General features: G+C 34.8%; 13 protein-coding genes. 10 read left to right on the plus strand and 3 right to left on the minus strand.

Annotated elements, in window-relative coordinates:
- From B3J44_RS24160 to B3J44_RS24195, 8 genes are all read left to right on the plus strand, one after another.
- Positions 1 to 804, plus strand: coding sequence for a hypothetical protein (locus B3J44_RS24160; RefSeq protein WP_286972122.1), 804 nt, complete (start codon positions 1 to 3; stop codon positions 802 to 804).
- A 53-nt stretch (positions 805 to 857) separates the two neighbouring features.
- Positions 858 to 2,306 (plus strand): DUF1254 domain-containing protein, encoded by a 1,449-nt coding sequence (locus tag B3J44_RS24165; protein ID WP_286972123.1) that lies wholly within the window; start codon positions 858 to 860, stop codon positions 2,304 to 2,306.
- 11 nt (positions 2,307 to 2,317) lie between these two features.
- On the plus strand, positions 2,318 to 3,718 hold the full coding sequence (locus tag B3J44_RS24170) for a DUF2252 domain-containing protein (protein WP_286972124.1): 1,401 nt from the start codon (positions 2,318 to 2,320) through the stop codon (positions 3,716 to 3,718).
- Between the two features lie 269 nt (positions 3,719 to 3,987).
- Positions 3,988 to 4,566: a DUF4136 domain-containing protein gene (locus tag B3J44_RS24175; RefSeq protein WP_286972125.1), complete on the plus strand. Its 579-nt coding sequence runs from the start codon at positions 3,988 to 3,990 to the stop codon at positions 4,564 to 4,566.
- A 123-nt stretch (positions 4,567 to 4,689) separates the two neighbouring features.
- The gene (locus tag B3J44_RS24180; RefSeq protein WP_286972126.1) at positions 4,690 to 5,865 is read left to right on the plus strand and encodes a helix-turn-helix domain-containing protein; all 1,176 of its coding nucleotides are present in this window, start codon (positions 4,690 to 4,692) and stop codon (positions 5,863 to 5,865) included.
- Positions 5,866 to 5,931: 66 nt separating this feature from the next.
- Complete coding sequence (locus tag B3J44_RS24185) at positions 5,932 to 6,900, plus strand: SphA family protein (RefSeq protein ID WP_278019895.1); 969 nt, start codon at positions 5,932 to 5,934, stop codon at positions 6,898 to 6,900.
- A 69-nt stretch (positions 6,901 to 6,969) separates the two neighbouring features.
- Complete coding sequence (locus tag B3J44_RS24190) at positions 6,970 to 8,130, plus strand: BamA/TamA family outer membrane protein (protein WP_286972128.1); 1,161 nt, start codon at positions 6,970 to 6,972, stop codon at positions 8,128 to 8,130.
- Between the two features lie 222 nt (positions 8,131 to 8,352).
- Positions 8,353 to 9,549 (plus strand): aminopeptidase C, encoded by a 1,197-nt coding sequence (locus B3J44_RS24195; RefSeq protein WP_198854945.1) that lies wholly within the window; start codon positions 8,353 to 8,355, stop codon positions 9,547 to 9,549.
- Positions 9,550 to 9,613: 64 nt separating this feature from the next.
- Here B3J44_RS24195 and B3J44_RS24200 read toward each other — a convergent pair whose 3' ends face one another.
- The 3 genes from B3J44_RS24200 to B3J44_RS24210 form a co-directional block, all read right to left on the minus strand.
- Positions 9,614 to 10,207: a zeta toxin family protein gene (locus tag B3J44_RS24200; protein ID WP_286972131.1), complete on the minus strand. Its 594-nt coding sequence runs from the start codon at positions 10,205 to 10,207 to the stop codon at positions 9,614 to 9,616.
- Complete coding sequence (locus B3J44_RS24205; protein WP_165352402.1) at positions 10,200 to 10,364, minus strand: hypothetical protein; 165 nt, start codon at positions 10,362 to 10,364, stop codon at positions 10,200 to 10,202. Before B3J44_RS24205 ends, B3J44_RS24200 begins: the two co-directional genes overlap by 8 nt.
- Before the next feature lie 64 nt (positions 10,365 to 10,428).
- The gene (locus B3J44_RS24210) at positions 10,429 to 10,836 is read right to left on the minus strand and encodes a helix-turn-helix domain-containing protein (protein ID WP_286972135.1); all 408 of its coding nucleotides are present in this window, start codon (positions 10,834 to 10,836) and stop codon (positions 10,429 to 10,431) included.
- Between the two features lie 175 nt (positions 10,837 to 11,011).
- Here B3J44_RS24210 and B3J44_RS24215 point away from each other — a divergent pair, with 175 nt between their 5' ends.
- Both B3J44_RS24215 and B3J44_RS24220 read left to right on the plus strand, forming a co-directional pair.
- Entirely contained in the window at positions 11,012 to 11,290 is a 279-nt protein-coding gene (locus B3J44_RS24215) for a hypothetical protein (RefSeq protein ID WP_286972139.1), read from the plus strand.
- A 120-nt stretch (positions 11,291 to 11,410) separates the two neighbouring features.
- Positions 11,411 to 12,094, plus strand: a complete 684-nt coding sequence (locus B3J44_RS24220; RefSeq protein WP_198854940.1) for a hypothetical protein — start codon at positions 11,411 to 11,413, stop codon at positions 12,092 to 12,094.
- The last annotated feature ends 667 nt before the right edge of the window (positions 12,095 to 12,761 follow it).

Here is a 12,761-nt window from a genome sequence, read left to right on the forward strand (position 1 = left end):
ATGAAAAATTCTTTTCTAGCAATATTGCTGTTATTTGTCACTTTTACAATTTCGGCTCAAGAAGAATCTGCAAAACCAGGAAACAGTGCACAAGAACTTGCCGATAAAATGGCAAATCCTGTGGCAAGTTTAATTAGTGTTCCGTTGCAAAATAATCTTACTTACGGAATTGGCGCTTATAATGGATCAAAATATCAGATCAATATACAGCCTGTTGTTCCATTCAAGTTAAGTGAGAATTTAAACTTGATTACTCGTTATATTCTTCCAGTTGTAGATCAGCAGGATGTAACGGGAGAAAACACACACGAGTTTGGTTTAAGTGATGCCACCGTAACCGCATTTTTTGCTCCCAAAACTAAAGGAATCATCTTAGGAGTTGGTCCTGCTTTTTTAGTGCCAACTGCTACAGACAAACTTTTAGGAACAGAAAAATTCGGAATTGGACCAAGTGTCTTGGTTATGCATCAAGGAAAAGGACTTTCTATAGGTTTTTTGGCCAATCAAATTTGGTCTGTTGCAGGAAATGCAGATAGAGCAGATTTCAATCAGTTTTACACACAAATATTCTTAACGCATAGTTATAAAAGCGGTGCAAGTTTAGGAATCACTTCAGAGATCACACAAAACTGGGAAGGAAATACAACTCTTATTACCGTTAGTCCAAATGTTGGTGCAATTACAAAATTAGGAGGTCAGACGATGCAATTTGCCGTTATGCCTTTAATTCCTGTTGTTGGACATTCAAACATAAGACCAGATTGGGGATTAAGAGCAGTTGTAGCCTTTATATTTCCACAATAATCTTTTGCAAGAGTTTTTAGAAAATATCATTTTAATTTTTAATAATGTATAAAATGAAGACCAAAATATTTTCACTTTTCCTTATTGCTTTATTTATTTCTTGCAATAAAACTTCGCCAGAAAAAACAGAAACTACTTCTGCAGAATCTGTTTCAGGTACTTTTAAACCAGCAGATCTGCAAGAGCAAATTATTTATAATCGTGCAATTGAAGCCGTAATTTGGGGAGTTCCTGCGGTTAATTTTGAATTATTAAACGAAAGTCTAACCAATGCAAAAGGTAATTTTAATGAAATTATTTATTGGTCTGGATTAATCAATTCAAAAAATCAAACCTTGACGCCAAATCCAGATGTGGTTTATATTAATCCTCTATATGATACCAGAAAAGGTCCAATTGTATTAGAAATTCCGCCAGCAGAAGGCAGTTCATCAATTACAGGAAGTTTAGACGACGGATGGCAAACTGCAATTGAAGATATTGGTCCAGCAGGTGTGGACAAAGGAAAAGGAGGAAAATATCTGATTTTGCCGCCCGATTATAAAGATAAATTGCCAGCAGGATATATTCCGATGCCTTCTTCTACTTATACTGGTTTTGCAATTCTTAGATCCAATCTTACTAACGGAAGTCCAAATGATCTTAAAAGAGCAATTGACTATGGAAAAAGAGTAAAAATTTATCCTTATTCTCAGGCAGCAAATCCGCCAGCGACAAAATTTGTTGATTTATTGCAAGTTCCATTCAGCAATACAATTCCGTACAACTTTCATTTTTTCGAACTCTTAAATCAGTTCATACAGCGCGAACCTTGGCTTACAAGAGATTTAGTTATGGTCGATTTTCTAAAGTCAATTGGCATTGAAAAAGGCAAACCTTTTGAGGCTGATGCAAGAAGAAAAGAGGTTTTGAACGCAGCCATAAAAGATGCTCATAACTGGATTGATAACGAATATAACAATGCTTTTCAAACCCCTTTTTACGAAGGGACAAAATGGGCATTGCCAGTTTCACAAGATTTTGTAAAAGCAATTGGCAGTAATTATTCAATACCAAATAACTACCCAGTTCGCGAACGTGCAATAGCATATTCAATAGCTTATTTTAGCGCAAAACATTTAGGAGCAGGGCAATTTTATTTGATATCAATTAAAGACGATAAAGGACAAGAATTTGACGGGTCAAAATTGTATCAATTGCATTTACCGCCAAATGTTCCTGTAAAATTATATTGGTCTGTAACGGCTTACGATCGTGAAACGCATGCTTTAATAAAAGATATGAAATATTTTAGCCGTGCTTCAACATCGCCTGGACTTCAAAAAAATAGCGATGGTTCTGTAGATATTTATTTTGGTGCAAAAGCTCCTGCAGGAAAAGAATCAAACTGGGTTCCGACAGATCCAAAAGGAAAATTTGAATTATTGGCTCGTTTCTATGGTCCAGAAAAAGGGTTTTTTGAAAAAACTTGGAAAATGGGCGATTTGACAGAAGTGAAGTAAAACCATAAGTTATGACCGAAGATTCAAAACATACAGCCGAAACCCCATTTAACCCGATAGCATCAAAGGCAGAACGTTATGAAAAAGGAGCTTCGATTAGAAAGAAAATTCCTTTGGAGAAGCATCAGGAATGGAATTCTTTTAAAAATCGAAAAGATCCGGTAGATATTTTAATTAAAACCAGCGAAGGAAGAGTTGAAAGTCTAGTGCCAATTCGGTATAGCAGAATGATGGAATCGCCTTTTGCATTTTACAGAGGAGCTGCAGCAATTATGGCTGCTGACTTAGCGCATACTCCAATATCGGGAATAAATTTACAGCTTTGCGGTGATTGCCATTTAATGAATTTTGGAGGTTTCGCCACTCCCGAACGTAAATTGGTTTTTGATATAAATGATTTTGACGAAACGTTTCCTGGACCATGGGAATGGGATATAAAACGACTGGCAGCAAGTTTTGTCATTGCAGGAAGGTGGCGAAAATTTTCTAATAAAAATTGCAAAGAATTTGCTTGGCATGTTGCTGATAGTTACAAACGGCATATGTTGGATTACAGTAAATTATCTGCCCTTCAAATTTGGTATGCTGATATTGATCTGGCAGAAATGATTGAATTAGGCCATGATAAAGAACAGAAAGAGTTTGACCAGAAGAGAATAAAAAAAGCATCAGAATATACAGCTCACGAAAAAGAATTTGCAAAGATGACTTATTTTGACGGAGCCAGAGCACGAATAAAAGATGACCCGCCGTTGATATTTCACCCAAGCGGAGATCTTGAAAAACAAGTTGCTAAAGAAGGAGAAATTATTCATAAAAGATACATAGAATCTCTTTCAGAAGAGAAGCAGATTTTATTAAGCAGATATAAGCTTCATGATATTGTCATTAAGGTCGTGGGTGTAGGAAGCGTTGGAACTCTTTGCGGAATTAGTTTGCTAATGTCTGCTACAGGCGAACCTATTTTTTTACAGTTTAAAGAAGCCAGAAAAAGTGTGATAGAAGAAAATGTAAAAATTAAAAGCAAATACACTCATCAGGGCGAACGTATTGTAATGGGACAAAAGCTGATGCAGTCTGCATCTGATATGTTTTTGGGTTGGACAAACGATAGTAAAGACAGATTTTTCTATATAAGACAACTTAGAGATGCTAAAATCAAACCGGTTTTAGAAGTTATGAAACCCAAAAATCTGGCAGATTATGCTAAAGCTTGCGGATGGGCGCTTGCAAGAGCTCACGCACGTTCAGGAGATCCTTCTCTAATCTCGGGTTATATTGGAGATACAGATAAATTTGCCGACGCCATTTCAGAATTTTCGGTTTTATATGCTGATCAGAACGAATCGGATTACAATAAAATGCTAGAAGCGATAAAACATGGTAAACTGCCAATAGCATCCGAAATTTAAGGTATAGTTATAACAAAGTTAAATAGACAAAAAAAACGAAAATCTCGGTAAAAGAAATCAAACACGGTTAAAGTAAGATTTTATTTATTTAATACTGTTAATTAAATAAAATGATTTATCTTTGATAGTGATCTAAGTAATTGTTTAGTAGGCACTTGTGGTGCTTTGACGATTCTTTGGATGTTTTTGCCCCTTTCGTTCAAGATTTTTATGATTTTAATACATTCGAGTTAAACTGATTTAATTATTAATTTAATAAATACCAAAACATGAATATTAAAAGAACAAGTCTTCGTATAATCCCAATTTTATTTTTGGGTTTGTTTTACAGCTGCTCTCCAACTGTAAAAGTTACAACTGATTATGATCATGCGGCGAACTTTAGCGAATACAAAACTTTTGCAGTTTATGACTTAAAAGCACAGCAAGGCCAAGTAAATCAGTTAAATGTTGATCGTGTTGCAAAAGCAATCCGAAACGAAATGCTCGCAAAAGGCTTTACAGAATCGAGTAATCCAGATTTAAAAGTAAATGCGGTTTCGATATTAAAAAACAAAACCCAAGTGACAGCCGATACTAATTTTTATGGTTATGGCGGAATGTACCGTCCATATGGATATTGGGGCGGCGGCGCCATGATGGGTGGCGGTAGCACAACATTCAATACTTACGATTATGTTGACGGCTCATTGGTAATAGATATCGTATCTACAAAAACAGACAAATTGGTTTGGCAAGGAATCGGAAATGCTGAAATTGACAGCAAGCCAGATAATCCAGAACAATTCATCAACGATGCAATTAAAAAAATACTAGCCGATTTCCCTCCGGGAACAGTTAAAAAATAATTAAAGCAGAAATAAATATTGTACTTGCCAAGCTTCGGCAAGTACAATTTTATGCTACACGCCCCTTCTCGCATTCTATTTTTAAGATTTTAAGAAAACCATTCACTAATTAAGCTTAAAAAAATGATCGATATATTACTCTCACTTTTCTTTTTCGTAGCCACAATTGCAGGTCTGGCAACTTCAATTATGGTTTTATTTTCCAGAAAAAACTATTCAAAGAGTTTCTTTTTAGGAATGTTTTTATTGAGTCTTGCGGTAGTAAGTATCTACAATTTTTATTTGTCGGCCAACTTATTTAAAGATTTTCCAGATCTATTTACCATTACAAAAGCGTTTATATTTTTAACCGCTCCTTGCTCATTTTTGTACGTTAGAAACATTTTATCATTAAATAAAAGTTTCAGAAAATACGATTGGTTGCATTTTGTGCCATTTGGCATTTATTTCTTTTTAACGCTGGTTGTTTATGTCGGAAGTTATACTAATATAAAAGCGGTTCATTACATTGCAGGATTAATCAAAAATCCATTTTCTGTTTTAACACTGACGATTTGGCTTTTCTATGTCTTTTTTCAAACCATGTTGATTTTAAACTATGATCTGAAAAAATTTGCAGGAAACCAATTTCATCATATTAAAGTAATTAATTGGATTAGAGTATACAATCTCATGATTTTGGTTTTATTTTCGGCACTTTTTGTTCATCATTTTTTATTGCAAAAAGTAGAGCCAACAGATCTTTCATGTTATATTCTTCTTTCTTCTGTATTGTTTTTTACCGTTGGTTGGCTTTATTTCAAACCGCAAATCTTTCATGACGAAGAAGAAACATTCGATTTTGTTATAGACAATACAGTAGTAGTAAAAGCGAAAGAAACAAAAAGTACGCTTCCAATTGCAAACGAACTGACTCTCGAAAAAAGGGAGGAATACCTTATGAAACTAGATTACGAATTAAACTCTAAAAGTTTATTCTTAAAAAAGGATTTTGTAATAAGAGATTTGGCTGAAGAAACAGGAATATCTGTGCACCATTTATCCAATTTAATTAATTCTGAATTCGGACTTCATTTTCAGGATTATGTAAATCTTAAAAGGATTGAATATTTTAAAGAGAAAATAAACGATCCAGAATGGAAAGATTTATCCTTAGAAGGCATGGCTTGGGGTTCTGGTTTTAAATCTCGAACAACTTGTTTCAGGGCATTTATAAAACACACGGGAAAATCTCCTTCAGAATACTTTAAAACGATTCGTATAAATCCGGATCGTTCAGAGGTCTATTATTTCAAATAAAGTTTTCTCCAATAATAATTATTTGATGCCTGTTACAACGCCGTAATTCATTCAAAATATTTCATTATGAAGGCAAAAATTAGTAATCCGAAAAAACTAGCGCAATCGGTTTTAACAGCAACATTGCTATTGATTGCTTTTTGTGGTAATGCCCAGTTAAAAGGTGGGCATATTTTGGGGTCAATGGGACTTCAATCGGGAACTCAATCACCAGAAAACACACTCAGTGTATATATTCCAGGTTATATTTATAGCGCATCTTCTTTAAGAGATTCTAACGGAGACAAAGTTGGCAATCCAGATCTTACCATGTTTATAACAGGTATTGGAGCTAACTATGTAAGCGATTTTAAAATTTTGGGAGCCAATTATGGAGCCACAATTCTGATAGCTGGCGCTTCTAACACAATTCAAGGAAGTTACATCGATTCTAAAAGCGATTTTGCTTTTACAGATATGTATATACAGCCCATTCAGTTAGGCTGGCATAACAAAAGAGCCGATTTTGTATTTGGTTACCAATTGTATTTGCCCACCGGTAAATATGAACTTGGCGGAAGTAACAATAGCGGTTTAGGAATGTTTATGAACGAATTCTCTGCAGGAACTACATTGTTTTTTAATGATAAGAAAACATTTCATTTTTCGGCTTTAGCCTCTTATGAAATCAACGGAAAAAAGAAAGACACCGATATAAAAACAGGAGATATTTTAAGCATTGAAGGAGGTTTAGGAAAAACTTTTTATTGCATGAATGCCGAAAAAACCGCTCCAAAAGGCATACTCAATGCGGGTTTAATTTACTATCTGCAATACAAAGTTTCTGAAGACAAGATTCCAGTAGGAAGCATTCTTGTTATTGAACCAGACAAAGATAAAGTTGCAGGACTTGGCGCAGAGATTAATTATCTGCACATTGGCTGTATGACATCGGCAGGTTTTAGATGGGTTGGAGAAGTCAATGCTGAAAATAGATTTCAAGGAAATACCTTTTTTATTACGTTGGCACATGTTTTCAGTTTCAAGAAAAAATAATTTCTTAATTAAGAATTTCGGGTTTTGTAGATGAGGTGAAATTTTAAATATAAACGATAAAAATCTTATATGAAAAACAAAAAACCGACACAAAAAAGCATTCTATTTTTGGTTTGGATTATCTTATCGTTTAATGTTTTAAGCGCGCAAAAACACCAAGTAGTTTTTAAAGATTCTCTAGATGGAGCTTTCGATTTGAGTGACTTTCTTATCTATGCCAACGGATTCTTAGTTGTGCCTACCATTGTTACAGAACCTGCGCTGGGAGGATTTGGAGGTGCAGTCGCACCGGTTTTCTTAAAAAAGCGTCCGCCTGTTATTGAAGAAGACGGAACCAAACGCCTTGTAAATCCAGATATAACTGGAGGATTAGGAATGTACACTGCAAATAAAAGCTGGATGGCAGGTGCCTTTCGTTCTGCAACATTGGTAAAATCTAAAATATTGTATCGTGGTTTTGCCGCTTATGGCGATATGAATTTATCATTTTACGCCAATAATCTTCCCAATCATAATGATGAAGAATTTAAACTCAACTTTAAATCGACTATTTTTTATACGCAATGGCTCAAACAGTTTAAAAATGCAAAATGGAGTGCAGGACCGCAATATCTATTTTTAAACTCCAAGATAAACCTGCCCGATTTTAATCTTCCGCCGCCATTTGTAGACCCTAAAGACATTAAGAGCACCATAAGCCAGTTGGGACTTGCGCTGCAGTTTGACGGACGTGACAATATATTTACACCAGATAAAGGAGTAAGAATTCAGTCCGATTTTTTCTGGTCAGACAAGGCAATTGGTAGCGATTACCAGGCATGGCGAATAAATTTATCGGCAATAGGATATTATCCGTTGGCGAAAACCTTAATTGGTGGGCTCAGGATTGAAGGAGAACAGGCGTTGGGGAGTCCGCCTTTTTATTTACAGCCAGGAATTAATATGCGAGGAATTCCCGCTGCCCGTTATATGGGAAAAACCAGTATTGTATCTGAACTCGAGTTTAGATGGGATTTGTATCGAAGATGGAGCCTTATGGGCTACGGAGGTCTCGCAAGCGCCTTTAACGATTGGGATCAAGCTTTTGCAAAACCTGTCGTTTACAGTTACGGAAGTGGTTTTAGATACCTAATTGCCAGAAAATTTAAACTCCGAATGGGAATAGACGTTGCCAAAGGACCAGAAGATTGGGCATACTATATCGTTTTTGGAAGCAACTGGATGCGATAAATTTTGAAGCAAAAAAACTTGTAAGAAGTTAATTTATAAAATACTACACACAAAAAGCCTCAATAATGCGTTATAGAGGCTTTTTGTGTTAAATAACTTAATAATTTATGCCGTTAAGAAAATATTAACAATTTAAGATTACACAAATTGTATAATATTTAATTGTTTTGTAACAAATTGGAAACATTGAAGACTAATTTTGTTAAATCTTAAACATAAATTATGAATACATTTTCATTCAAATCAGTGTTTGCTGCTTCAGTATTTTTGGCTGGAACTGCAGGCTGCTTTGCGCAAGACATTTTAGTAAATTCACTTAAACTAAATGCAAGCGACAAAAGTAAAGAAAACTTCAAATTCACAGAAGTAATTAACCTAGGTACAACATCTGTAAAATCTCAAGGATCATCTGGAACTTGCTGGAGCTACTCAACAAACTCATTCTTAGAGTCAGAAATGATTCGTTTAGGAAAACAGCCAGTTGAGCTATCTCAAATTTATTCTGCAAGAAACGTATATGTAGAAAAAGGAGTAAACTATGTTCGTATGCACGGAGCAATTACACTTGGAGACGGAGGAGCTCTTCACGATGTAATTAATATGTATAAAAAATATGGAACTGTGCCTAGAGAAGTTTACACAGGATTAAACTACGGAACAGACAAAAACAAATTTGCTGAAATGGGCGCTCTTATGGAAGGTGTTCTTACAGCAGTGGTAAAAAACCCGAACGGAGAATTGACTCCAAACTGGCAAAAAGCGTATGCAGCAGTTATTGATTCTTATTTAGGAAAAGTGCCAGATAACTTTACATACAAAGGAAAAAACTACACGCCACAATCTTTTGCTAAAGAAGTAGTAGGAATTAACCCAGATGATTATGTAGAAATGTCATCTTTTACAAACGCTCCTTACTACCAAAAAACAACTATGATGGTGCCAGACAACTGGTCATTGGATCAAGTTTACAACGTAAAATTGAACGATATGACAGACGTTATCGACAATGCACTTAAAAAAGGATACACTGTAGCTTGGGCAACAGATGTGAGCGAGAAAAGCTTTAGCTGGAAAAACGGTGTAGCTTATGTAGCATCTAAAAAATTCGACGACATGACGGCTGAAGAAAAAGCAGACATGTTTAACGGACCAAAAGCAGAACCAGAAATTACTCCAGAAATGCGTCAGGCTGCGTTTGATAACTACACTACAACAGACGACCACGGAATGCACATTATTGGTCTTGCAAAAGATCAAACTGGAAAAGAATACTATATTGTAAAAAATTCTTGGGGAGAAACAAACGACTACAAAGGTTTCTTGTTTGTAACTAAGAACTTCGTAAAATATAAAACTACTGCATTACTAGTAAACAAAGGAGGAATTCCTGCTGAAATTGCTAAGAAATTGGGGGTTTAATTAACCTAGAGTTTAAAAATGGAAAAGCGCCGTAATCTTTGGATTGTGGCGCTTTTTTTGATTTTTATGGAATTATATTAGGTATCAAATCCTTTAAATAATCTGGCACATAATTTATTGATTGAATTTTTCCTGATTCGATTGATAATACATAAGAAGGTTGTTCATTATATGCAGAAGAATCATATATGTCAACATAATCAAAATGACCGAAGAATTTATTGAGATTATTATATCCATCTTGATAGCGTCTTTCAATTTCATTTTCTGGAACAAAGTGCCCTCCATTTTCTACACGAATAGCAACTCTTTTCTTTGCCTCTTGAATTGAATTTAGGCATAGAAAAATAAGTTGTAAATCATATCCGTTATTTTTAAAAATATCAGGCCAGTGAAGAGGAGTTGAATTGAAATTAGTTTCATAACAAAAACTAGATTTATTGGCAATAGCTGTTTTAATTTGATGTTCCAATTCATTAAATGCTAAGCTATGAGCCATCTCTTCTCTTATGTCTGAATCGAATAAAGAGTTGTAAAATTTTAAAAAATAGAAATCGTAATCAAAGGGAGTAAATTTTTCAGGAGAAAGTACTTTAGAAAAAGTAGATTTTCCAGAGCCATTGCATCCAGCAATGACTGTCAAAACAGGTTTAGACATTCTTAAATTGAGGAGCTACTGGAGGATTTTTTTGATTTTTTCCTAAAGCTATATTTCTTTCATATACAGCCACTTGCTTCTTTACAGAAGGCATAACTTTACTCATTTGCTTTAAAGCAAATTGTACTCTTTCGGATGTGTTAGAAATATCTTTCATAATGATGCAAATTTACAAAAAACAATTGAAAGCAAGAATATTGCAGGTTTAATTGTGTTTCAAATCATTTCCCCTTCATCAACCTCTCCAAATACTCCACTTTATCCTTTTCAGCCTGAACCAAACGCTCATAAAGTTTTATTTGTTCCTCATGAGCCTGTATTAATTTATCCAAAGGATTAAATGTGCATACATAATTTATTGCTGAAGAATTATCAACATGATAGGTATTCCCAATAATATTTAAAACTGCTTCATCAGAAAAATTCTTAATTGCTTCAGTTGAAACTCCTAAAGCTGTTGCAATGACATTTAGTTTTTCATCGTCAACGGTTTCGCTTCCTTCAATATTAGAAATCGTCTGTTGGCTCATGCCAATAGCAATGGCAAGTGCTTCTTGTTTCATTCCTCTAAGCTCACGAATGCGGCTTATGTTTCTCCCGATATGTTTTGGTTTTGTTGCTGTGCTCATACTTCAAAGATATTAAAAATCCTTAAAAATTAAGATATTGGTGAAAGACTATCTTTTTTGGTGAATTACCAAACCAGATGTTTTGTTAGAAAGTATTCTATCGTTTATTTAGCCGAAACAAAAATACAATTTTTCGTACAATAATTATTCATAACCAAAACCATAAATAAACGCCATGAAAACAGAAAACGAAAGCAATGCAAATGAGAACAAAATAATAGAATCGGTAGCTAGATTGGTATCAGATATTTGTTTCGACGGAGAATTTAAAAGCCATCCAGAATACTTAACCGAGATTTTTGAGCATCTTCTTGAGACTGAGCCAGGAAATAGTCTTCCGCTGAGAATTAAAATGTTAAGTTGCATTAGAACGAGCAAAATGTTGGCAAAAGCGCTAGAACCATTTTCAGACGAAGAAATACAAAAAGCCTGCGTTCAAATGATAAATGCGTAAAAAGAAGTACTTCATCGGCTTTCTAAGTAATTCATGGTGTGTGTAAAGCTAAGTAAAAGAAAATCAGTAACTTTGGTCTGAGTTTTTTAATTGGGGCATCTAATTTTATTCCAAAAAATCATGAAAAAGTATGAAGCAATTTTATGTACACTTGCGTTCGTATTTTCTCTCGGCTGTTTTGCCCAGCGCACCAACCATGCCTCCGCTTCGCCAGTAACAGGAAAAACGACATTATTGACGGATAGTCTTGCTAATAATAGCGATTTTGTAATACAATCGTATTATGTAGAAGAAAGAATAAATAAGTTATTTGGAGGTAGAATTATTACTTACCAAGTTTCAAAATTGGACATGGTCGACACTTACGATCTTGGGCCTAATAATACTAGAACAGTAATTCCGAATTACGTAAAAAGAAAACCTAAAGTAGCTCCAAATGCCATAGAGGCCAAAACAACTGTTGCAAGCGCATCTGCTTCTTTAGAACCTGTAAAGGTAGAAATTACAGCTCCTGCATCTATAAGTTCAAAATACGTAAAAGTCGATGTAGTCAACACATACGCAAAAGTTATTGATAAAGGATATAAATCTACCGACATGCTAAAAAAAGTCGCCGACCGACTGTATTTTGAAGGAAATTTGAAGGAAGCAGTAGGTTATTATGCGCAGCTGTTTGAAGAATCGCCCAATCTAGAAGTTATTTATTATTATAGATACGCCCAGTCCTTAAAAGCAATAAACGAAGATGAAAAAGCCAATACTTTAATGAAAAGGTTTAAGAGTGAAACTTTGACTATGAAATAGGGTTTTCTTTGTGTGTTTTTTTTAACCGCAAAGAGCGCTAAGGTTTTACGCAAAGAGCACAAAGCTATTTTAATGTGGAGTTTAGCCAAAATCTAAAGATTAAGTTCGCAAAGCTTTGTGTAGATATAGCTTTGCGATTTTTTTTGTTTTACCTACAGTTTGTCTTTCTTTATTATGTGAAGTTTTTTTTACCGCAGAGAGCGCTAAGGTTTACGCAAAGTTCGCAAAGTTTATTTTGAGATAAATCTAAAGATTAAGTTCGTAAAGCTTTGTGTTTATAAAGTTTTGCGATTTTTTTGTTTTACCTACAGTTTGTCATCTTGAGGAACGAAGGATCACACTCGCGTATCGACAAAGATTGGCGAAATGCTTTGTAGAGTTTCTAGTGCGATCCTTCGTTCCTCAGGATGACAAGATTGTGTTAATGCGTACAGTTTGTCATCCTGAGGAACGAAGGATCACACTCGCATATCGACAAAGATTGGCAACCTTTGCGATCTCTTTTTATAGATTCCTATTAAGTCTCGGATAAAAAAAACTTAGCGCTCTCTGCGTTAAATCTTTGCGCCCTTTGCGGTTAAATAACCAGTCCTAATAATATTGGAATTTGGGCAAAAAAAAAGACCATCATTTCTGATAGTCTTTTTTGCTCCCCCTCTTGGGCTCG

Origin of the sequence: Flavobacterium sp. UBA4854, assembly GCF_002399805.1 — a bacterium.
In the GTDB taxonomy this organism is placed as follows: Bacteria; Bacteroidota; Bacteroidia; order Flavobacteriales; family Flavobacteriaceae; genus Flavobacterium; species Flavobacterium ginsengisoli.

Bases quoted from the DNA above. Each gene is read 5' to 3' on its own strand.
- B3J44_RS24160 (WP_286972122.1), top strand. From the start codon at position 1: ATGAAAAATTCTTTTCTAGCAATATTGCTGTTATTTGTCACTTTTACA.
- B3J44_RS24165 (WP_286972123.1), top strand. From the start codon at position 858: ATGAAGACCAAAATATTTTCACTTTTCCTTATTGCTTTATTTATTTCT.
- B3J44_RS24170 (WP_286972124.1), top strand. From the start codon at position 2,318: ATGACCGAAGATTCAAAACATACAGCCGAAACCCCATTTAACCCGATA.
- B3J44_RS24175 (WP_286972125.1), top strand. From the start codon at position 3,988: ATGAATATTAAAAGAACAAGTCTTCGTATAATCCCAATTTTATTTTTG.
- B3J44_RS24180 (WP_286972126.1), top strand. From the start codon at position 4,690: ATGATCGATATATTACTCTCACTTTTCTTTTTCGTAGCCACAATTGCA.
- B3J44_RS24185 (WP_278019895.1), top strand. From the start codon at position 5,932: ATGAAGGCAAAAATTAGTAATCCGAAAAAACTAGCGCAATCGGTTTTA.
- B3J44_RS24190 (WP_286972128.1), top strand. From the start codon at position 6,970: ATGAAAAACAAAAAACCGACACAAAAAAGCATTCTATTTTTGGTTTGG.
- B3J44_RS24195 (WP_198854945.1), top strand. From the start codon at position 8,353: ATGAATACATTTTCATTCAAATCAGTGTTTGCTGCTTCAGTATTTTTG.
- B3J44_RS24200 (WP_286972131.1), bottom strand. From the start codon at position 10,207: ATGTCTAAACCTGTTTTGACAGTCATTGCTGGATGCAATGGCTCTGGA.
- B3J44_RS24205 (WP_165352402.1), bottom strand. From the start codon at position 10,364: ATGAAAGATATTTCTAACACATCCGAAAGAGTACAATTTGCTTTAAAG.
- B3J44_RS24210 (WP_286972135.1), bottom strand. From the start codon at position 10,836: ATGAGCACAGCAACAAAACCAAAACATATCGGGAGAAACATAAGCCGC.
- B3J44_RS24215 (WP_286972139.1), top strand. From the start codon at position 11,012: ATGAAAACAGAAAACGAAAGCAATGCAAATGAGAACAAAATAATAGAA.
- B3J44_RS24220 (WP_198854940.1), top strand. From the start codon at position 11,411: ATGAAAAAGTATGAAGCAATTTTATGTACACTTGCGTTCGTATTTTCT.